This is a genomic window from Amycolatopsis sp. MEPSY49, assembly GCF_051337345.1.
In the GTDB taxonomy this organism is placed as follows: domain Bacteria; phylum Actinomycetota; class Actinomycetes; order Mycobacteriales; family Pseudonocardiaceae; genus Amycolatopsis.
In genome coordinates this window covers 660,209-678,346 of record NZ_JBDLYJ010000002.1, presented here as the reverse complement: position 1 = coordinate 678,346, position 18,138 = coordinate 660,209, and the positions used below count along the sequence as shown (strand labels likewise).

The following is an 18,138-nucleotide window of genomic DNA, read 5'->3' as shown; positions in this document are numbered from 1 at the left end:
ACTCAACCCATGCGTACCGCTGGGCGGAACGACGGCGCGAGCGGCGACGGTCTCGTCGCGGCCCGGCTCGCCGCGCTGCTGGAAGCCTTCCGGCCGGGTGACGACACCCTCGGCGTCTCCGAGCTGGCCCGCCGGACCGGGCTGGCGAAGACGACCGTGCACCGATTGGTGGGTCACCTCGCCGGCACCGGCCTCCTCACCCGCGAGGGGGGTGCGGTGCGGCTGGGGCTCCGGCTGTTCGAAATCGGCCAACTGGCCTCGCCCCGCCGCGGACTGGTCGAAGCGGCCCGGCCGTACCTCGCCGACCTGCGCGAGGCGACCCGCAACACCGTCCACCTCGCGATCCTCGAAGGCACCGAAGTCGTCTACCTCGACGTGCTGCGCGGCCCGGACGCGCCGACGCTGCCGTCGCGCATCGGCGGCCGGTTCCCCGCGCACGCCACCGGCGTCGGGAAGGCGATCCTCGCGTTTTCTCCGGAATCCGTGGTGGAGAAGGTGATCGACGCCGGATTGCCCAGGATGAGCCCGAAGACGATCACCGCGCCCGGGTTGCTGCGCCGCCAGCTGACGCGGGTGCGCGAAGACGGGATCGCGTTGGAGCGCGAAGAATCCGGCGTCGGTGTCGTGTGCGCGGCGAGCCCGCTGCTCGACGCGCGCGGGGACGCGGTGGCCGCGGTCTCGATTTCCGGCTGGGCCAACCGGATGCGGACCGAACGGGTCGCGCCCGCCGTCCGGACGGTCGCGCTCGCGTTGACCCGGACACTCTCCGGATCCACTCCGGACAGTCGGAAATAATCTTGCGGGACAACGCTTTTCCGGTCACTGGGCCGACCGGCTGACGTGACCCTCCCGAGCTGGACGGGTGATCGGGAGCGGCTACGATCCGTCCAATGGCCCAGCACAGCCGCGGGACGACGGTCCCCGGCCGCTCCCCCGCGACGCTCTCCGAACCGGTGGCCGCACACCGGCTGCTGTCGCTCGACATCGTGCTCGCGCTGCTGGCGCTGGCCGGCGGCCTGCGGGTGCTCTACCTCGCCGCGCCGGCGCCGGCGTTGCCCGCCGAAGCCGCGAACGTCGCCCACGCCTACGCGCTCGGGCACTTCACGGCGTTCACCGACGCGGGCGGTGCCGGGGTCAGCCCGTTCGGCTGGTGGCAGCTTTCGGCGTACACGATGCTCCTCGACGCCTTCGGGCGCTCCGCCACGGCGCTCGCGGCGGTCCGCGAAACGATGCTCGTCGTCGCGGTGCTCGGCGCCCTGCTGCTGTGGGTCCTGGCCCGGCGGCTCGGCCTGACGCGGTGGGCGGCGGCCGCCGCGGTGCTGCTGCTCGCGGCGTCCCCGCTGGCGCTCGGCCTGCAGCGGCTCGTCGTCGTCGAACACCTGGCGGCGGCGTGGGCGCTGGGCGCGCTGGTGCTGCTCACCCGGCCCGGCGCCCGGATCCGGCACGACGTCCTGGCCGCGCTCTGCCTGCTGGCGGCCGTCCTTACGTCGCCGTTGGCGCTGGTCTTCCTGCCCGCGGCCGGCTGGCTGCTGGTGCGGCGCGCGCCCGTGCGGGCCGCGCTCGTGGCGGTGCTGCTCAACCTCGGGCTCGGCATCGCGTTCGGTCCGGCGTCGGGGATCCTGCGGCCGCACCTCGCGGCCGCGGGCCATCCCTCGGTCGCCGACTGGGTCGCGCTCGATCCGTCCTGGGCGGTGCTGTCGACCGTCGCCCTGGTGGCCGCCCTCGCCGTGCCGTCGCTGCGGCCGTTCGCGGTGTCCGGGCTGCTGCTCGTCGCCACCCTGCTCGTCCCCGGAGTGCCGGACACCGCCGTGCTCGCCCTGCTGCTGCCGGTGACGCCGCTGCTGCTCGCCGGAGTCGTCCAGGCCGTGACCCGGCAGCGCTTCCCGGCCCACCGGTGGGAAGCCAGGCGCGGAACCGGCGTCGCCCTCGCCGCGGTCGTGCTGGTCGCGGCGACCGCCGTCGGCTGGGGGTACGGCTACCCCGCCATGACGCCCGCCGCCGACCGGAACGGACCCCTCGCCGAGGCGCGGGAATGGTTGCGGGTCAATGCTTCCGGCGCCCGCGTGCTGGTCGGCGACGCCGCCTGGGCCGAGCTGGCGAAGGCGGGCTGGCCGACCGGCATGCTCGTCGCGTCCTCCGCGTGCACCGTTACGTGCCCGCCCGCCGAGTGGGCTGTCTTCACGGCCGACGAAACCGGTCTCCGGCACCGGTACCCGGACATCGGCGCCGCGTTCGAGACCGCCGCCGCGACCGCGGTCTTCGGTACCGGTGACGACCGCGTCACCGTCTCGCGCCTCGGGCTGCCGCCCGCCGACCCGGCCGCGCCGTCGGAAGCGTCGGCCCGTGCCCACGCGGGCGAGGCGCTGCAGGCGTCGACCCGGATCACGTTCACCCCCGACGCCGCCGGCCCGCTCCGCGCGGGCCACGTCGACCCCCGGCTGATCGCGACGCTCGCCGCGCTCGCGGCGCTGCAGCCGGTCGGGGTCGCGGCGTTCCCCGAGGTCCCCGGCGAAGACCCCGCCGGGCAACCCCGCCGCCGGGTGCTGCTCACCGGTGGCGAAGACGGCGCGGCCGCGTTCTACACCGGCCAGCGCGACCTGTTCCGCCCCTCGTCGGTCGCCCGGACCGGCGGCGGCGTGCTCGTCACCTACCCGCTGTTCGCACCCCCGGGACTGCTCGTCCCGTTCTCCTCCCCCTGACCGGCGAAAGAGGCCCTCCGATGCGCACTCTCCCCCAGCTCCTGCTCAGACCCGGCGGGCTGACCGCCGCGGCCCTCCTGCTCGTCGCGCTGACGCCGGTCACGGCCGAGGCGGCGACCGCCCCCGGCCCGGGCGTCGGCTGGATCCGGGTCGGTCACCTCTCCCCCAAGGTCCCGCCGGTGGACATCTACTTCGCGCCGTTCGGCCAGGCCGAGAAGGCCGTCATCCGCAAGGCCGGCTACGGCGCCGTCACGCCGTACTCCTCGCTCGACCCCGGCAAGTACACGCTGTCGATGCGGCCCGCCGACGCCGCTTCGAGCACCCCGCCCGCGCTGTCGGCGACGATCGAGATCGCCGAGCGGTCCGCCTACTCGCTGCTGGTCTTCGCGAACGGCCCGGGCAACACGCTCAAGGGCACGCTGGTCACCGACGACCTCACCGCGCCCGCCGCGGGCAAGGGCCGGCTCCGGATCGTCGAAGGGTCGGCGGCGATCGCGCCGGTCTCCGTCGACGGCCCGGGCGTCCTGCTCGCCAAGGACGCGCCCTACGGCTTCACCTCGCCCTACGTCGACGTGGCGGAGGGACGCTGGCCGCTGCAGCTGCGGGCCGGCTCGGTGCAGTCCGCTCCCGAAGTCGACGTCAAGGCCGGGAGTTCGACGACCGTCCTGGTCCTCGAGAACAACGGCGTGCTGAAGGCGAACCCGATCTCCGACGGCGCTTCGCTGCCCGAGCCGCCGAAGCTGGGCGTCGAGACCGGTGGCGGGGGCACGGCGTCGCCGTCCGGACCGCCGCTGTGGCCGGGCCTCGCGGCGGTCGCGCTGCTGGCCGCGCTCGTCGTGGGACGCCGGGCGGCCCGTGCGCGCTGACGTCGGAGCCCTGCTCGTCGCGGCCATGGTCGTGGCGGGCTGCTCCCCGGCGCCGGCACCGGTGGCGCCGCCGGCGGTGCGGACCACGATCGAGACAGCGACCGGACCGAAGCCATTGCCCACGGCGGCCGAGGTCCGCCCGGTGCGGTTGCGGATCCCGGCGATCGGCGTCGACGCGGCCGCGCTCGTCCCGCTCGGGCTGGGCGCGGACCACCAGCTCGAAGCCCCGGCGCGCTTCGAAGACGTCGGGTGGTACGCCGCCGGTCCGGTGCCGGGCGACCCCGGGCCGGCGGTGATCGCCGCGCACGTCGACTCCCGGTCCGGCCCGGCACCGTTCTTCCGGCTGCGCGACCTGCGCGACGGCGACGAGGTGTTCGTCGGACGCTCGGACGGCCAGGAGACCCGGTTCGTCGTCGACGCCGTCCAGCGCTATCCGAAGAACGCGTTCCCGACCGACGCGGTGTACGGGCCCGCGCCGGGCAGCGCGCTGCGGCTGATCACCTGCGGCGGCAGCTTCGACGCGGCGAAACGGTCCTACCACGACAACATCGTCGTCTACGCCTCGACCCGCTGGGGTTAGTACTCCTTCAGCAGCCCGCGCCGGGCCAGCTCGGGCCGGACGCCGTCGCCGAACCAGTACGCCTCCTCCAGGTGCGGGTAGCCCGACAGCACGAACTCGCTGACGCCGACGCTGTGGTACTCCTCGATCAGGTCCGCGACCTCTTCGTGGCTGCCGACGAGCGCGGTGCCCGCGCCGCCGCGGACCAGGCCGACGCCCGCCCACAGGTTCGGGTGGATCTCCAGCCCGCGCACGCCACCGTCGGTCCGGCCGCCGTGCAGCGCGACCATCCGCTGCTGCCCGACGGACTCGCTCGCGGCCAGCTGCGCCTGTGCCTTCGCGACCTGCTCCGGGCTCAGCGCGTCCAGCAGCTTCTGCGCCTCCGCCCACGCCTCGGCCGACGTGTCACGGGAAATCGTGTGCAGCCGCACGCCGAACCGGATCGGCCGGTCCCCGGCCAGCTCGCGGACCTTGCCGATCTTCTCGGCGACCTGCGCGGGCGGCTCGCCCCAGGTCAGGTAGACGTCGGCGTGCCGCGCCGCGACCGGCAGCGCGGCGGGCGACGACCCGCCGAAGTAGATCGGCGGCACCGGCTCCGGCGCGGCCAGCGTCGTCGCGCCCTCGACCCGCAGGTGCTCGCCTTGGAATGTGAAGGGCTGCCCGGACCAGACGCCGCGCACGATCGTCAGGAACTCGTCGGTGCGCGCGTACCGGGCGTCGTGGTCGTGCCAGTCGCCGAAGCGCCGCTGCTCGACCGTGTCGCCGCCGGTGACGATGTTGAGCAGCACCCTGCCCTCCGACAGCCGTTGGAACGTCCCGGCCATCTGCGCGGCGAGGGTCGGCGAGATGACGCCGGGGCGGAACGCGACCAGGAACTTCAGCCGGGTCGTCTCGCGGATCAGGGCGGCCGTGGTCAGCCACGCGTCCTCGCACCACGTGCCGGTCGGGGTGAGGACGCCTTCGAAGCCCTGCCGCTCGGCGGCTCGGGCAACCTGGGCCAGGTAGTCCAGATCCGGCTGGCGCTGGGCCGACGGGCCCTGGGACCGGTTGGCGTGGAAGCGTTCCACGATCGTGCGGCCGTCGCCGCTGGTGGGCAGGAACCAGTGCAGCGTGATGCTCATCCGTTGCTCCTCGCCTGATCCAGGTCGCCGGCGAACCGCCGGTCGGCGAACGCGGCGAAGTCCACCTTGCCGGGCAGAGTCTTCTCTTCGGTGAAGGCGTCCGCGAGCTGCTGTTCGGACGCCACCACGGAGTCGTCCAGCGCGATCGGCAGGTCCCGGCCGGCGTCGACGGTCTTCTGCGCGACCGCGAGCTTCAGCCCGGTCTCCTTCGCCCACGCCTGCGCCCATTCCGCGCGGTGCGTGTCGGCCCACTTCTGCGCCTTGACGACCCGGACGGCGAAGTCCCGCAGCGCCGAGTTCTTGCCGGGATCGGCCAGCGCCGCCGTGCCCGCGGTCAGGAAGCCGAGCCCGTTCGAGGCGCCGCGGCCGTCGGCCAGCACGCGGGCGTGCGCTTCGAGCTGGGCCTGCGCGGTGTAGGGGTCCCAGATCGCCCAGGCGTCGATGGTGTGCTGGGTGAACGCGGCGTAGGCCTCCGACGGCTGCAGGAAGCTCAGCTTGACGTCCTTGGTGGACAACCCGTTGTTGTGCAGGGTGTTCAGCAGCTGGCCGTGGGCCGAAGTGCCCTTGGCGACGCCGATCGTCTTGCCCTTCAGCGCGGCGACGTTCGGCAGGGTCGAATCGGGCGGGACGAGGAGGGCCTCCCGTTCGACGTTGCTGCGCGACACGCTGATCACCTTGATCTTCGCCTTCGCCGCGGCCGCGAAGATCGGCGGGGTGTTGCCGACGCGGCCGGTGTCGATCGCCCCGGCCGACGCGGCTTCCAGCAGCGGCGGACCCGAGGTGAACGTCGACCATTCGATCTTGTACGGCGTGCCGTCGAGCTGGCCGGCCGCGGTGAGCAGCGATTTCACGCCGCCCTTCTGGTCGCCGACCTTGAGCGTCACCTTCGCCAGGTCCGCCGCGCTCACCGGGCCCGGCACGGCCGCCTGATCGGCGCCGGTCGCCGAGCCGCAGCCGGCCAGCGCCAGCGCTGCCGCGAAGCCCGCGATTCCGTTACGCCACCGCATTTTCGGTCACCCCCAGGTCCGCCAGCACGCGCCGGCGGAGGTCGTCGTGGTCGGCTTCGCTCGGCCGGTGCTCGGCCACGATCCGGCCGCCGTCGAGCACCAGGACCCGGCCGGCGAGCCGGAGAGCCTCGTCGACGTCGTGGGTCACCAGCAGCACGCCCGGCCGGTGCCGCCGCCACAGGTCGACGACCAGGCCGTGCATCGCGATCCGCGTCAGCGCGTCGAGGGCGCCGAACGGCTCGTCGAGCAGGAGCAGGCCGGGTTCGCGGACCAGGGCGCGGGCCAGCGAGACGCGCTGGGCCTCGCCGCCGGACAGCGTCAGCGGCCAGTCGTCGGCGTGCTCGGCCAGGTGCACCTCCGCCAGGGCCTTCTCGGCCAGCGCGCGGTTGCGGGACTTCGAGACGCCGTCCTGGCGCAGGCCGAGGACGACGTTGCGCCAGACCTTCCGCCACGGCAGCAGCCGCGGCTGCTGGAAGGCGACCGAGACGGTCCCGGCCACGGTCGCCTGGCCGGCCACGTCGTCGTCGAGGCCCGCGAGCACCCGCAGCAGCGTCGACTTCCCGGAACCGCTGCGGCCCAGCAGCGCAACGAACTCGCCGCGGTCGACCGTGAGATCCAGTCCACTCAGGACGGTCCGGTCGCCGAACTTCTTCGTGAGGTCGCGGACTTCCGCTACCGGGTTCGCCACCGCAGCACCTTCCGTTCGAGCAGCCGGACCAGCGCGTCGGTGACCAGGCCGAGCAGGGCGTACAGGACGAGCCCGACAACCACGACGTCGGTGCGCAGGAACTCGCGCGCGTTGTTGATGAGGTAGCCGACGCCGGCGTCGGCGTTGACCGTCTCGCCGACGATGAGCGCCAGCCAGGCGATGCCGAGCGACTGCCGGAGCCCGACCAGCGCCTGCGGCAGCGCGCCCGGGAGGACGACGTGCCAGAGCCGTTCCGCGCGGCTGAACCCGAGCGCCCGCGACGCTTCGACGAGGTTCGGTTCGGCGCTGCGGATTCCCGAGTGGACGTTGAGGTAGAGCGGGAAGGCCACGCCGAGCGCGACCAGCACGATCTTGGTTTCCTCGCCGATGCCGAACCACAGGATGAACAGCGGGATCAGGCCGAGGAACGGCAGTGTGCGCAGCATCTGCACCGGCGGGTCGACCAGCACCTCGCCCCAGCGGGACAGCCCGGACACGATGCCCAGCACCACCCCGACGACGGCACCGATCGCGAAGCCGGCGCCGACGCGGCCGAGCGACACGGCGAACGCGTTGCCGAGTTCGCCGGTGCGCGCGACTTCGACGCCGGCCTGCACGACCGTCCACGGTGAACTGAGCTTGTCGGGCGGCAGGACGCCGGTGGCGCTGAAGACCTGCCAGGCGGCGACGAGCACCACCGGGCTGATCCAGCGCCGCAGATCGGGCCGCCACGCGATCCTGCGCGGCGGCCCGTCGGCGCGTTTCCGGGCGCGCGCGAGCACGCCCGTGGTGGAAATCGACACGGATTTCTCCCGGGGACGGGGATGTTCGGGATGACGTGGTCCCGACCATCGGGCCCCGGGCGGGCGAAGTCAATCGGTGCCCAGTCCGTGAAATCGCGGGGTTTCAGCCCGTGGAACGCACTTGCTCAGCCGCCGAACATGACCTTCCATTCGTCGAGCGACCGCGGCCGGTAGACGAAGTTGCTGCGCTTGACGTCCGACAGCGCGGCCGACGGCTCGGCCGAGTACTGGTGGCCGGGGTAGACGACGGGGTCGCCCGGCAGCCCGGCGAGGGCCTGGAGGCTGCGGTAGATCTCCTCGGCGTCCCCGCCGGGGAAGTCGGTGCGGCCGCAGCCTTCGAGGAAAAGCGTGTCGCCGGAGACGAGCTTGTCCTCGACGAGGAAGCACTGGCTGCCGGGCGTGTGGCCGGGCGTGTGCAGCATCCGGATGGGAACGGACCCGACCTCGAGGACGTCGTCGTGCTCGTGCGCGCGCAGATCGCTGTGCTCGACCCCGGTCACGCGGCGGACCCACTCGGTCTCGGCACCGTTGACGTGGATCGGCACCGGCTGCAGGGCCAGCAGCTCGGCGATCCCGGGCAGGTCGAAGCCGAGCATCTCGCCGCCGACGTGGTCGGGGTGGTGGTGCGTGGCGAGCACCCCGGTGAGCCGCATGCCATCGGCTTCGAGAACCGAGAGCAGATCCTGCACGGCGTAGGCGGGGTCGACGATGACCGCTTCCCGGGTGTCCCGGTCCCCGATGAGGTAGGCGAAGTTCACCATCTGCGTCGCGACCGGGTCGCCGACGGCGAAGTCCCGCCCGGCGAGCAGCTGCCGGAAGTAGAGCCGATCTGCCATGGCCCCACCCTACGGGTCAGCTTTCCGGCGGGGTCAGCACGATCCGTCCGAACACCTCGCCGGCCTGCATCTTCCGGTGCGCCACCACCGCGTCCGCCAGCGGCAGCACCTCGTGCACGACCGACTTCAGCTCGCCGCGGGTCGCCGCGGCGAACACGTCCGCGAGCACCGCGCGGCGGTCGGCCCAGGGGATGCTGTCCGCGCTGAACACCGCGAACGACAGGGACTTGCGGAACGCCGTGAAGAGCTCCGTGCCGAAGTCCGCCGGCGGCTGGCCGCCGACCACGCCGAGCGCCACCATCCGGCCGTTCGGCTTCAGCTTGGCGAAGAACCCCGGCAACCCCGGGCCGGCGACGACGTCGAGGATGACGTCGTAGGTGTCCGGGCCGTCGGCTGCACGGTTCAGCACGTGCGTCGCGCCGAGTTCGCGCAGCCGCCGCCCGCGCTCCGGCGACGACGTCGTGACCGCGATCGCGCCGTCGCCGGCCGCGAGCTGGACGGCCATGATCCCGATCCCGCCCGCCGCGCCGCGGATCAGCACCGACTCGCCCGGCGTGAAGTGCGCGTGCCGGAGGGCGAAGTGCGCCACCATGCCGGAGCTGCCGAGGGTCACCGCGTCGACGGGTGACAGACCTTCCGGCAGGGGAACGAGCGTCTCCGCCGGGGCGACGGCCCGCTCGGCGTAGCCACCGCCGGTGCCGGCGAACGCCCACACGCGCCGGCCGAGCCACGACGGGTCGACGCCGTCGCCGGCCGCCGTCACGGTGCCCGCGATTTCGCCGCCGAGGACGTGCCCGGGCTCGAACCCGTAGGCGGCGAGAGCGCCGCTGAGGATCACGGCGTCGACCCCGCCGACGCCGATCGCCTCCGTGTCGACCAGCACCTGCCCGGCGCCGGGTCCGGGGTCCGGGAGGTCGACGACCGCGAGACCTTCGGGAGCACCGAATGCTTGCACTGCAACTGCTTTCATGCGTCCGACGATAGTGGACGCCGGCGTCCACTTCGCTAAACTGAGAGCGTGGTCGATCTTTTGCCTCACAAGCTGCGCTCCGACGCCCGTGACAACCGCGAACGCATCCTCGACGCGGCCCGCGCGGTGTTCGCCGCCGACGGCCTGGACGTCCCGATGCGCGAGATCGCCCGGCGCGCCGGCGTCGGGCCGGCGACGCTGTACCGCCGGTTCCCGACCAAGGAAGCCCTGGTCACCGCGGCGTTCACCGACCAGATGCGGGCGTGCTACACGATCGTCGACGAAGGACTGGCCGAACCCGACCCGTGGCGCGGCTTCGCACTGGTGGTCGAGAAGCTGTGCGACCTCCAGGCGCGCGACCGAGGGTTCACGGCGGCGTTCACGTCGGCGTTCCCGCACGCGATCGACTTCACCGCGGACCGCGAACGGGCGTTGCGCTCGATCGCGGCGCTGATCCGCCGCGCCCAGGAGGCGGGTGCGGTGCGGGCCGACGTCGTCCTGGACGACCTCGTCCTGGTCCTCATGGCCAACAGCGGGCTCCGGGCGGCGTCACCGGCCGCGCGCGTCGCGGCTTCCCGGCGCTTCGCCGCGCTCGCGTTGCGGGGATTCCGGGCCTGACCACTGGTGCACGGTGCCCTGGTGCAGGGCGGCATAGGCGCGATCTCGCAGGACGTTCGCCTCGGCGTCCGACAGCGTCCGGTCGAGGGGCCGGAGCACCAGCCGGACCAAGAGGTTCTTCTGGTGCTCGGCCGCACCCAGGCGCGCCAGGGCCTGCGGCGGAAGCTGAGCGCAGGGCGTCTCCTGGCGGATCTCGACGGACTCGACGAGGTCCGCATCGGCGCCGAGGGCGGTCCGGACGCGGTCGCCGAGATCTTCGGCGCGATCATCGGCGGCGACGGCGATCGAGAGGTCCCGGCGAACCGGCGGCAGCGCGGACACCGGACGGTAGGGTGCGAGATCGGCTAGCTGCGCGGCGACGGCGGGCTCGGCCGAGCGCAGCAGGCGGATGTCGGGGATGCCCTTGAGCAGCATGAGCATCCGGTCGAGGCCCATGCCGAGGGCGAGGCCGGACCAGCCGTCCCCGAGGCCGGCCCGTGCGAGGACGGCCGGGTGCGCCAGCCCGCACTCGGCGACCTCGACCCACTCGCCGTGGTGTTCGACGTCGAGCTGGGCACCGTCCACTGTGTACGGGTGACGGCGGGGTTCGAGCCGCCATCGCCGTCCCGGCAGGAGGGCTTCGACGAGGGAGGTCACGAGCTGCTCGAGGTGAGCTCGGGTGCTGGTGCCGCGAGTGATCCGCCAGAGGTCGAGCTGGTGCGGGGTGCCGCTGTGCAGCCGGTCGATGGAGTCGCGCCGGTAGACGACGCCGGGGCAGACGAGCAGGACGTCATCGGCGGGGCGGGCGTTGAGCGCCCGGAGCGCCGCGGGGATCATCGCGCTGGAGTGGCTGCGCAGGACGTGGCGGTCGTCGACGTAGCGGGTGTAGCGAGCGTCGCGGGTGACGTCGGCGGGGTCGTAGCCGAGGTGGTCGTAGTTGTCGGCCACGGTGACGATCCGGTCGCCCGGCCACCGCCGGACTTCGGTACCGGGGAGCGCGACGGCCGAGACGGCCCGGTCGACGACGAGCTGGATGGCGTGCGGCCCGGCGGCGGGATCGGTGAGATCGCGGACGGCGAGGTCGCGGGTGAGCTGGGCGGCGGTGAGGGGTTCGGGCATGACGGAGCCTCCTGGTGAGCGGGACGGGTGAGCGAAAGTGCTCCCCCTGGCCCGGACACCCCGGCGAGGTTCGGTATGGCCCTGGTCGGTCGCGCTGCTCAGACAGAGAGGACGGGCGTGGCACCGGAACCCCGCTGGCGCCCGCGAAGGGCCAGGGGGCCGGTAAATCGGCGGTACTCCGCAACGACGGCCACGAACCCAGATTAACCGCACATGTCACGCGAATTTCCCGTCGACGCACGGCAACAGCACGGACACTCCCTACTCACCCACCTCCCCATCAGCCAATTCCCGAAGCAAATCCAAATGCCCCACATGCCGCGCCGTCTCCTGAACGACATGCGCCACCACCCACCGCACGGTGAACTCCCCACGCCGCCGGGTCCGGTCATCCGGCCCCAACCGCCGCAGCGACTTCTCCGCCCGCGCCCACTCGGCCTTGTACGCCGCCACCACGGAAGCCGGCGTGTCCTCAGCCGCCAAATCCCAACTCGGGTCCGGCGAACCCGCCCACAACGACGGCAGATCCGCTCCCCCGGCCTCGATCGACAACCACCACCGCTCCACGGCCGTCAGGTGCTTCACCACCCCCAGCGCACTCAACCGCGGCGACGAGGGCAACGGCGTGGCCACCGCCGAAGCAAGCGGCAACCTCGCCAGCTTGTTCACCGCCGTCGCGCGGAGGAACTGCAGGAAGTCCAGCTGAAGGCGCAACTCGTCGAAAGCCAGCCGGGCCGGCCATGACCGCTGCGTCTTCGAACTCGTGTTCGACATGACCGCAAGGTACCCCACGGGTCCGACAAAATAGAGTGATCGCCATGTGGTGGGGACTGCTCTGCGCGCTCGGCGCGGCGATCGCGTACGGCGTGGCTTCGGTGATGCAGTCGGTCGCCGCCAAGGCCACGGACACCGGCAAGGACGGCGTCGACCCCCAGCTCCTGGTCCGCGTCCTCAAACAGTGGAAGTTCGTGCTCGGCCTGTCCCTCGACGTCCTCGGGTTCGTCGCGCAGATCGCCGCCCTGCACGTTCTTCCGCTCTTCGTCGTGCAGGCCGCCCTCGCCGCCAGTCTCGCCGTCACCGCCGTCGCCGCGCGGTTCCTCGGCGTGCGGCTCGGGACGAAGGAGTGGGCGGCCGTCGCGGTCGTGTGCGCCGGGCTCGGGCTGCTCGGCGCCGCCGCCGAGAGCGAAGGCTCCGATCCCGTCAGGCTCGGCTTCCGGCTCGGGCTGATCGGTGCCGTCGCCGTGCTGGCCGCCGCCGGGATCGCCGCTGGGAAGGCGAACCGCCGCGTCCGGACGCCCGCGCTCGGGCTCGTCGCCGGCCTCAGCTTCGGCGTCGTCGCCATCGCCGGCCGGATCATCCCCAGCCTCGCGCCGCTGGACCTGCTCACCGACCCGGCCACCTACACCGTCGCGGTCGCGGGTGGGATGGCGATGCTGTTCTACGCGACGGCGTTGCAACGCGGGAGCGTCACCACGAGCACCGCGATGATGGTGCTCGGCGAGACCGTCTTCCCGTCGCTGGTCGGGGTGCTCGTCCTCGGCGACCGCACCCGGCCGGGGTTCGCGGTGATAGCCATCGCCGGGTTCGTCCTCGCCGTGGCCGCCGCGCTCGCCCTCGCCCGGTTCGGCGAGCCGGACACAAGTGAGACGAAGCCGACCGTGTTCCCGTAACTTCTTTACTTAGACTAGCCTTACCTATCCCACGACCAGGACAGGGAGGCGCGGGTGAGCACGACCGGACGGGAAGTCCTCCGCCGTTCGATCACCGGGCAACGACGATCGGTGGGCCTCGCGGCCCTGCTGACCGCGTGCCACCAGGGCGGCGAGGCGCTGGTGCCGGTGGTGATCGGCGTGGTGATCGACCAGGCCGTCGCGGGCGGCTCGGTGGGCACGCTGCTCCTCTGGCTCGCGGTGCTCGGCGTGCTCTTCGCCGTGCTGTCGACCAGCTACCGGCTCGGCGCCCGCTTCGGCGAGCGCGCCGCCGAACGCGCCGCCCACGAACTCCGGCTCGACGTCGGGCGCCGGGTCCTGCACCCCGGCGGCGGCGCGGAGTCCCTCGCGGGCGAGCTCGTCAGCATCGGGACGTCGGACGCGAAGCGCGTCGGCCAGGTCAACGGCGTCCTGCCGTTCGGCGTCGCCGGGCTGGCCGGGCTGCTGGTCAGCGCCGTCGTGCTGCTCACCATGAGCGTCCCGCTCGGCCTGCTGGTGCTGCTCGGCACGCCGCCGATGCTCTACCTCGCGCACCTGATCGGCAAACCCCTCGAACGCCGCAGCGAGGCCGAGCAAGAACGGTCCGCCTTCGCCTCCGGCATCGCCACCGACCTCGTTGCCGGGCTGCGCGTGCTCAAGGGCGTCGGTGCCGAACGCGCCGCCGTCTACCGCTACCGCCGCACCAGCCAGGACTCGCTGAAGGCGACGCTGCGGGCGGCGCGCGCCCAGGCCTGGCACAACGGCGCTCTGCTCGCGCTGACCGGGATCTTCATCGCCGTCGTCGCACTCGTCGGCGGGAACCTCGCGGCCGCGGGCGACATCAGCGTCGGCGACCTCGTCGCGGCGGTCGGGCTCGCGCAGTACCTGATCACGCCGTTCTCGATCTTCTCCTGGGTCAACGGCGAACTCGCCCAGGGCCGCGCGTCGGCCGCGCGCATCGCCGACGTCCTCAACGCCCCGCCCGCCGTCGACGCCGGCGAAGCAACCCTTCCGACGCCGGCCGCGGGTCACGTGCGGCTGTCCGCACTGAGCCGCGGTGCCCTGCGGGACGTCGATTTCGAAGCCCGCCCGGGAGAACTGCTCGGCGTGGTCGCCACCGACCCGGCCGCCGCGACCGACCTCCTGGACTGCCTCGGCCGCGCCGCCGACCCGGCGACCGGCACCGTGACGGTCGACGCGGTCGACCTGTCCACTGTGGACCCCAGCCGGGTCCGCGAGGTGGTGCTGGTGGCCGCGCACGACGCGGACCTGTTCGCCGGCACCGTCGCGGAGAACTGCGGCACCGGGCCGCTGGCCGAACCGGCGATGACCGCGGCGGCCGTCGACGAGGTGGCCGAAGCGCTGCCCGACGGCGTCGCGACCGCCGTCAGCGAACGCGGGCGGTCGCTCTCGGGCGGGCAGCGGCAGCGGGTCGCGCTCGCCCGCGCCCTCGCGGTGGACGCGCCGGTGCTCGTGCTGCACGACCCGACGACCGCCGTCGACACCGTCACCGAGGCCCGGATCGCCGCGGGCCTGGCCGAACTGCGGCGTGGCCGCACCACCATCCTCGTGACCACCAGCCCGGCGCTGCTCGCCGCGACCGACCGCGTCGTCCTGCTCGACGACGGGCGGATCGCCGGCGAAGGCAGCCACGCCGACCTGGCCGGTCGCGCCGACTACCGGGCGGCGGTGCTGTCGTGACCCGCGAACTCCTCCCCGTGGCCGACGGCCGCCGGATCCGTGCCGTCCTCGGCGAGCTCGCCGGCCGGTCCAAGGGCCGCGCCACCGCCGCGTTCACCATGCTCGTCGCCGCGACGGCGATCGGGCTGCTCACCGCTCCCCTGCTCGGCCGGGTCGTCGACCTGGTAGCGACGCGCCGGCCGGCGGCGGACCTCGTGACACCGGTCGTCGGCCTGGTGCTCGTCGCGCTCGCCCAGGCGGTCGCGACGGCCATCGGCGTGTCGCTGGTGGCGCGGCTGGGCGAGACGATCCTCGCCGAGCTGCGCGAACGCTTCGTCGAGCGGGCCCTCGGCCTGCCGCTCGACCAGCTGGAGCGCGCCGGGTCCGGCGACCTGACCGCGCGCGTGACGAACGACGTGTCGGTGGTCGCGGAAGCCGTCCGGCAGGCACTGCCCGAGCTGGGCCGCTCGGTGCTGACGGTGGTGCTCACCCTGGGCGCGCTGGCGGTGCTGGACTGGCGGTTCCTGCTGGCCGCGCTGGTCGCCGTGCCGATCCAGCTGTGGACCGTCCGCTGGTACGTGCCGCGCGCGAAGCCGCTGTACGCGAGCCAGCGCGAGGCCGTCGGGGCACAACAGCAGCAGCTGCTGGACACCATCGGCGGCGCGAAGACCGTCCGCGCGTTCCGGCTGACGGACGCCCACCTGGACCGGGTGCGCGACCGGTCGAACACCGCCGTCGACCTCGCCCTGCGCGGGATCCGGCTGGTGACCCGGTTCTACGCGCGGCTCAACCTGGCGGAGTTCGTCGGGCTGTCGGCCGTGCTGGCCATGGGGTTCCTGCTGGTCGGGGCGGACGCGGTGACGGTCGGCGTCGCGACGGCCGCGGCGCTGTACTTCCACAGCCTGTTCGGCCCGATCACGACGGCGCTGGCCCTGGTCGACGACGCGCAGGCGGCCGCGGCCAGCCTCGCGCGGCTGATCGGCGTCGCGGACCTGCCCGCCGAAGCCGCCCCCGCGCAGCCGGCCCGGCCGGTCGACGCGTCGGTGAAGACGGCGGCGGCCGGCTATTCCTATGTGGACGGTCACCCGGTGCTGCGCGACATCGACCTCGGCGTCGCGCCCGGCGAGCGGGTGGCGCTGGTCGGGGCGAGCGGGGCGGGCAAGACGACGCTGGCCAAGCTGATCGCCGGCATCCACGCGCCCGACACCGGCTCGGTCACGCTCGGCGGCGTCCCGCTGGACGAGCTCGGTCCGGAGGCCACCCGCCGGACGGTCGCGCTGATCAGCCAGGAAGTCCACGTCTTCGCGGGGCCGCTGTCCGACGACCTCCGCCTCGCGCGGCCGTCGGCGACCGACGCGGAACTGCGGGCGGCGCTGGCGAAAGTCGGCGCACTGTCCTGGGTGGACAGTCTGCCGGACGGCCTCGCCACGGTCGTCGGCGAAGGCGGCCACCAGCTGACGGTGACCCAGGCCCAGCAGCTCGCCCTGGTCCGGCTGGTGCTGGCCGACCCGCCGATCGCGATCCTCGACGAAGCCACGGCGGAGGCGGGCAGCGCGGGCTCGCGGGTCCTGGAGTCCGCGGCCGCCGCGGCCCTGGAAGGACGCACGGCGCTGGTGGTCGCCCACCGCCTGACGCAGGCGGCGGCGTCCGACCGGATCGTGGTCCTCGACGCGGGCGCGGTGGTGGAGACCGGCACCCACGACGAACTGGTCGCCGCGGGTGGTCAGTATGCGACGCTGTGGGCGGCCTGGTCAGGCCAGCGCGCCTGACGCGCGGGCGGACCGGGCAGCTCACCAAGGGGCACGGGCGAAGCATCCGGCCACCCGATCAAGCCAGCGCGCCCGACGCGCCGGCGGACCGAGCAACCCACCAACCGGGCCGCGAGCGAAGCTTCCGCCCCACCCCATCAAGCCAGCGCGCCCGACGCCACCTCCGTGAGCGCGGCCAGCACGGCCGCGACCGCGGGCGGGTCGGGCGGGTCGCCGTAGGTGGCGGCGTGGATCCGGCGCCGGAAACCGGTCTCGGTCGCGTGGACGCCGGGCCGGCGGTGGGCTTCCAGTGCGAGCCCGGGCAGGATGGCGACGCCCGCCCCGGCGGCGACCAGCGACTGCACGACGACCATGTCGTCACTCAGCGAGGCGATGCGGGGGCGGAAACCCGCCCGCGCGCACACCGCGCCCAGTTCCTCCTGACACCGGGCGCAGCCGCCGATCCACCCGGAGTCCCGGTGGTTCTCGAGGCGGTCGCCGGCTTCCCGGCTGACGAGGTGGACCGGGTCGTCGCCGAGGTGGCGCAGGCGGAAGCCCTCCTCGACCGGGCCGTCGGCGTGGCTGAAGACGACGGCGACGTCGATCTCGCCGTGGCGCAGCATGCGCAGCGCTTCGACGGGGTGCTCGTCGACGAGGCCCAGCTGCAGTCCCGGGTGCGCCTCGGCCAGCACGGCGGCGGCTTGCGGGACGATCGTGGCCAGCGTGGACGCGTTGGCGGCCAGCCGGACCACGCCCGCCTGCAGGCCGACCTGCGCCGCCAGCTCGGTGGCCGCAGCGTCGACCCGGCCCACGATCTCCGCCGCGCGGTGGGCCAGCAGCCGGCCTTCCGGCGTCAACCGGATGCCGCGGCCGATCCGCTGGACGAGCTGCGCGCCGGTGGCCGCCTCCAGCCGGGACAGGTGGTGGCTCACCGACGGCTGCGAATAGTGCAGCTCACGCGCCGCTTCGGTCACCGATCCGTGCCGCGCCACCGCGGCGAGCACCTTGAGGTGGACCAGGTTCAGCATTCATCAACGTTATCAATGCGTTCCCGGCCGATTTGGCATTGGACGTCATGCGCCGAACGCCGCAAGCTCGTGCCCATGACGAAGGTGACCTGCGACCTCACGATCTCACTCGACGGCTACGCCGCCGGCATCAACCAGACCGAACAGCGCCCGTTCGGCGAAGACGGCGGCGACGGCTGGGGCGACAAGCTGCACGCCTGGTACGGCGAAGGCGCCGAGCAGCACCCCGACGAGTTCGCGCGGATGATGACGGCGAAGGCGTTCATCATGGGCCGCAACATGTTCGGCCCGGTGCGCGGCGACTGGGACCGGCCGTGGACGGGCTGGTGGGGCGACAACCCGCCGTACCACGGCCCGGTCTTCGTGCTGACCCACCACGCGCGCGAACCGCAGCCGATGGACGGCGGCACGACGTTCCACTTCGTCACCGAAGGGATCGAGACGGCGTTCGAACGCGCTCGCGAAGCGGCCGGCGACGGGGACATCTCCGTCCACGGCGGCGCGAACACCGTCAACCAGTACCTCGCCGCCGGGCTGATCGACGAGATCCGGCTGCACGTCGCCCCGCTCATGCTCGGTGCCGGTTCGCGGCTGTTCGACGGCGTCCCGCCGCTGGATCTCGAGCAGGTCGGGGCACGGGCGGCGAAGTCCGTCACGCACCTGATCTACCGCGTACGGCACTGAGAACGCCGGGAACCCGTCGGGCTCCCGGCGTTCCCGGCAAGAGGA

18 protein-coding genes are annotated in these 18,138 nt (G+C 73.5%); 9 read left to right on the top strand and 9 right to left on the bottom strand.

The features are described 5' to 3' along the window. Positions 1-9 precede the first annotated feature (9 nt). The 4 genes from ABFJ78_RS12215 to ABFJ78_RS12200 all read left to right on the top strand — a co-directional run bounded on the left by ABFJ78_RS12215 (position 10) and on the right by ABFJ78_RS12200 (position 4,145). Positions 10-795 (top strand): IclR family transcriptional regulator, encoded by a 786-nt coding sequence (locus ABFJ78_RS12215; RefSeq protein ID WP_436386040.1) that lies wholly within the window; start codon positions 10-12, stop codon positions 793-795. 95 nt (positions 796-890) lie between these two features. Then, positions 891-2,699, top strand: a complete 1,809-nt coding sequence (locus ABFJ78_RS12210) for a glycosyl transferase (protein ID WP_436386039.1) — start codon at positions 891-893, stop codon at positions 2,697-2,699. Between the two features lie 20 nt (positions 2,700-2,719). Continuing rightward, positions 2,720-3,565 (top strand): DUF4397 domain-containing protein, encoded by an 846-nt coding sequence (locus ABFJ78_RS12205; RefSeq protein WP_436386038.1) that lies wholly within the window; start codon positions 2,720-2,722, stop codon positions 3,563-3,565. Next, complete coding sequence (locus tag ABFJ78_RS12200; RefSeq protein WP_436386037.1) at positions 3,555-4,145, top strand: class F sortase; 591 nt, start codon at positions 3,555-3,557, stop codon at positions 4,143-4,145. Before ABFJ78_RS12205 ends, ABFJ78_RS12200 begins: the two co-directional genes overlap by 11 nt. On the opposite strand, the gene ABFJ78_RS12195 is transcribed toward ABFJ78_RS12200, so the two are convergent. The 6 genes from ABFJ78_RS12195 to ABFJ78_RS12170 all read right to left on the bottom strand — a co-directional run bounded on the left by ABFJ78_RS12195 (position 4,142) and on the right by ABFJ78_RS12170 (position 9,549). After that, on the bottom strand, positions 4,142-5,245 hold the full coding sequence (locus ABFJ78_RS12195) for an LLM class flavin-dependent oxidoreductase (protein ID WP_436386035.1): 1,104 nt from the start codon (positions 5,243-5,245) through the stop codon (positions 4,142-4,144). The two genes, ABFJ78_RS12200 and ABFJ78_RS12195, sit on opposite strands and share 4 nt — an antisense overlap. Continuing rightward, the gene (locus ABFJ78_RS12190; RefSeq protein WP_436386034.1) at positions 5,242-6,252 is read right to left on the bottom strand and encodes an ABC transporter substrate-binding protein; all 1,011 of its coding nucleotides are present in this window, start codon (positions 6,250-6,252) and stop codon (positions 5,242-5,244) included. The genes ABFJ78_RS12195 and ABFJ78_RS12190 overlap by 4 nt, the downstream gene beginning before the upstream one ends. Beyond that, the gene (locus tag ABFJ78_RS12185; RefSeq protein WP_436386033.1) at positions 6,239-6,940 is read right to left on the bottom strand and encodes an ABC transporter ATP-binding protein; all 702 of its coding nucleotides are present in this window, start codon (positions 6,938-6,940) and stop codon (positions 6,239-6,241) included. The genes ABFJ78_RS12190 and ABFJ78_RS12185 overlap by 14 nt, the downstream gene beginning before the upstream one ends. After that, the gene (locus ABFJ78_RS12180) at positions 6,925-7,743 is read right to left on the bottom strand and encodes an ABC transporter permease (RefSeq protein ID WP_436386032.1); all 819 of its coding nucleotides are present in this window, start codon (positions 7,741-7,743) and stop codon (positions 6,925-6,927) included. Before ABFJ78_RS12180 ends, ABFJ78_RS12185 begins: the two co-directional genes overlap by 16 nt. A gap of 125 nt (positions 7,744-7,868) precedes the next feature. Then, positions 7,869-8,579, bottom strand: a complete 711-nt coding sequence (locus ABFJ78_RS12175; RefSeq protein ID WP_436386031.1) for an MBL fold metallo-hydrolase — start codon at positions 8,577-8,579, stop codon at positions 7,869-7,871. Between the two features lie 16 nt (positions 8,580-8,595). Further along, the gene (locus ABFJ78_RS12170) at positions 8,596-9,549 is read right to left on the bottom strand and encodes a zinc-dependent alcohol dehydrogenase family protein (RefSeq protein ID WP_436386029.1); all 954 of its coding nucleotides are present in this window, start codon (positions 9,547-9,549) and stop codon (positions 8,596-8,598) included. A 48-nt stretch (positions 9,550-9,597) separates the two neighbouring features. Between ABFJ78_RS12170 and ABFJ78_RS12165 the strand changes: the two genes are divergently transcribed. Continuing rightward, complete coding sequence (locus ABFJ78_RS12165) at positions 9,598-10,167, top strand: TetR/AcrR family transcriptional regulator (protein WP_436386028.1); 570 nt, start codon at positions 9,598-9,600, stop codon at positions 10,165-10,167. Here ABFJ78_RS12165 and ABFJ78_RS12160 read toward each other — a convergent pair. Both ABFJ78_RS12160 and ABFJ78_RS12155 read right to left on the bottom strand, forming a co-directional pair. Further along, positions 10,099-11,265 carry a hypothetical protein gene (locus ABFJ78_RS12160; protein WP_436386027.1) on the bottom strand — a complete coding sequence of 389 codons (1,167 nt, stop codon included), beginning with the start codon at positions 11,263-11,265 and terminating at the stop codon, positions 10,099-10,101. The two genes, ABFJ78_RS12165 and ABFJ78_RS12160, sit on opposite strands and share 69 nt — an antisense overlap. Before the next feature lie 261 nt (positions 11,266-11,526). After that, positions 11,527-12,039 (bottom strand): DinB family protein, encoded by a 513-nt coding sequence (locus tag ABFJ78_RS12155; RefSeq protein ID WP_436386026.1) that lies wholly within the window; start codon positions 12,037-12,039, stop codon positions 11,527-11,529. A gap of 44 nt (positions 12,040-12,083) precedes the next feature. On the opposite strand from ABFJ78_RS12155, the gene ABFJ78_RS12150 reads away from it, so the two are divergent. The 3 genes from ABFJ78_RS12150 to ABFJ78_RS12140 are packed head-to-tail and all read left to right on the top strand — an operon-like array spanning position 12,084 to position 16,402. Then, positions 12,084-12,935, top strand: coding sequence for a hypothetical protein (locus tag ABFJ78_RS12150; RefSeq protein WP_436386024.1), 852 nt, complete (start codon positions 12,084-12,086; stop codon positions 12,933-12,935). 54 nt (positions 12,936-12,989) lie between these two features. Continuing rightward, positions 12,990-14,654, top strand: coding sequence for an ABC transporter ATP-binding protein (locus tag ABFJ78_RS12145; RefSeq protein WP_436386022.1), 1,665 nt, complete (start codon positions 12,990-12,992; stop codon positions 14,652-14,654). After that, positions 14,651-16,402, top strand: a complete 1,752-nt coding sequence (locus ABFJ78_RS12140; RefSeq protein WP_436386021.1) for an ABC transporter ATP-binding protein — start codon at positions 14,651-14,653, stop codon at positions 16,400-16,402. The genes ABFJ78_RS12145 and ABFJ78_RS12140 overlap by 4 nt, the downstream gene beginning before the upstream one ends. A 137-nt stretch (positions 16,403-16,539) precedes the next feature. Here the strand turns inward: ABFJ78_RS12140 and ABFJ78_RS12135 are convergent, their stop codons facing one another. Then, positions 16,540-17,409: a LysR family transcriptional regulator gene (locus tag ABFJ78_RS12135; protein ID WP_436386019.1), complete on the bottom strand. Its 870-nt coding sequence runs from the start codon at positions 17,407-17,409 to the stop codon at positions 16,540-16,542. Positions 17,410-17,484: 75 nt separating this feature from the next. Between ABFJ78_RS12135 and ABFJ78_RS12130 the strand changes: the two genes are divergently transcribed. Beyond that, entirely contained in the window at positions 17,485-18,093 is a 609-nt protein-coding gene (locus tag ABFJ78_RS12130) for a dihydrofolate reductase family protein (RefSeq protein WP_436386017.1), read from the top strand. Positions 18,094-18,138 lie beyond the last annotated feature (45 nt).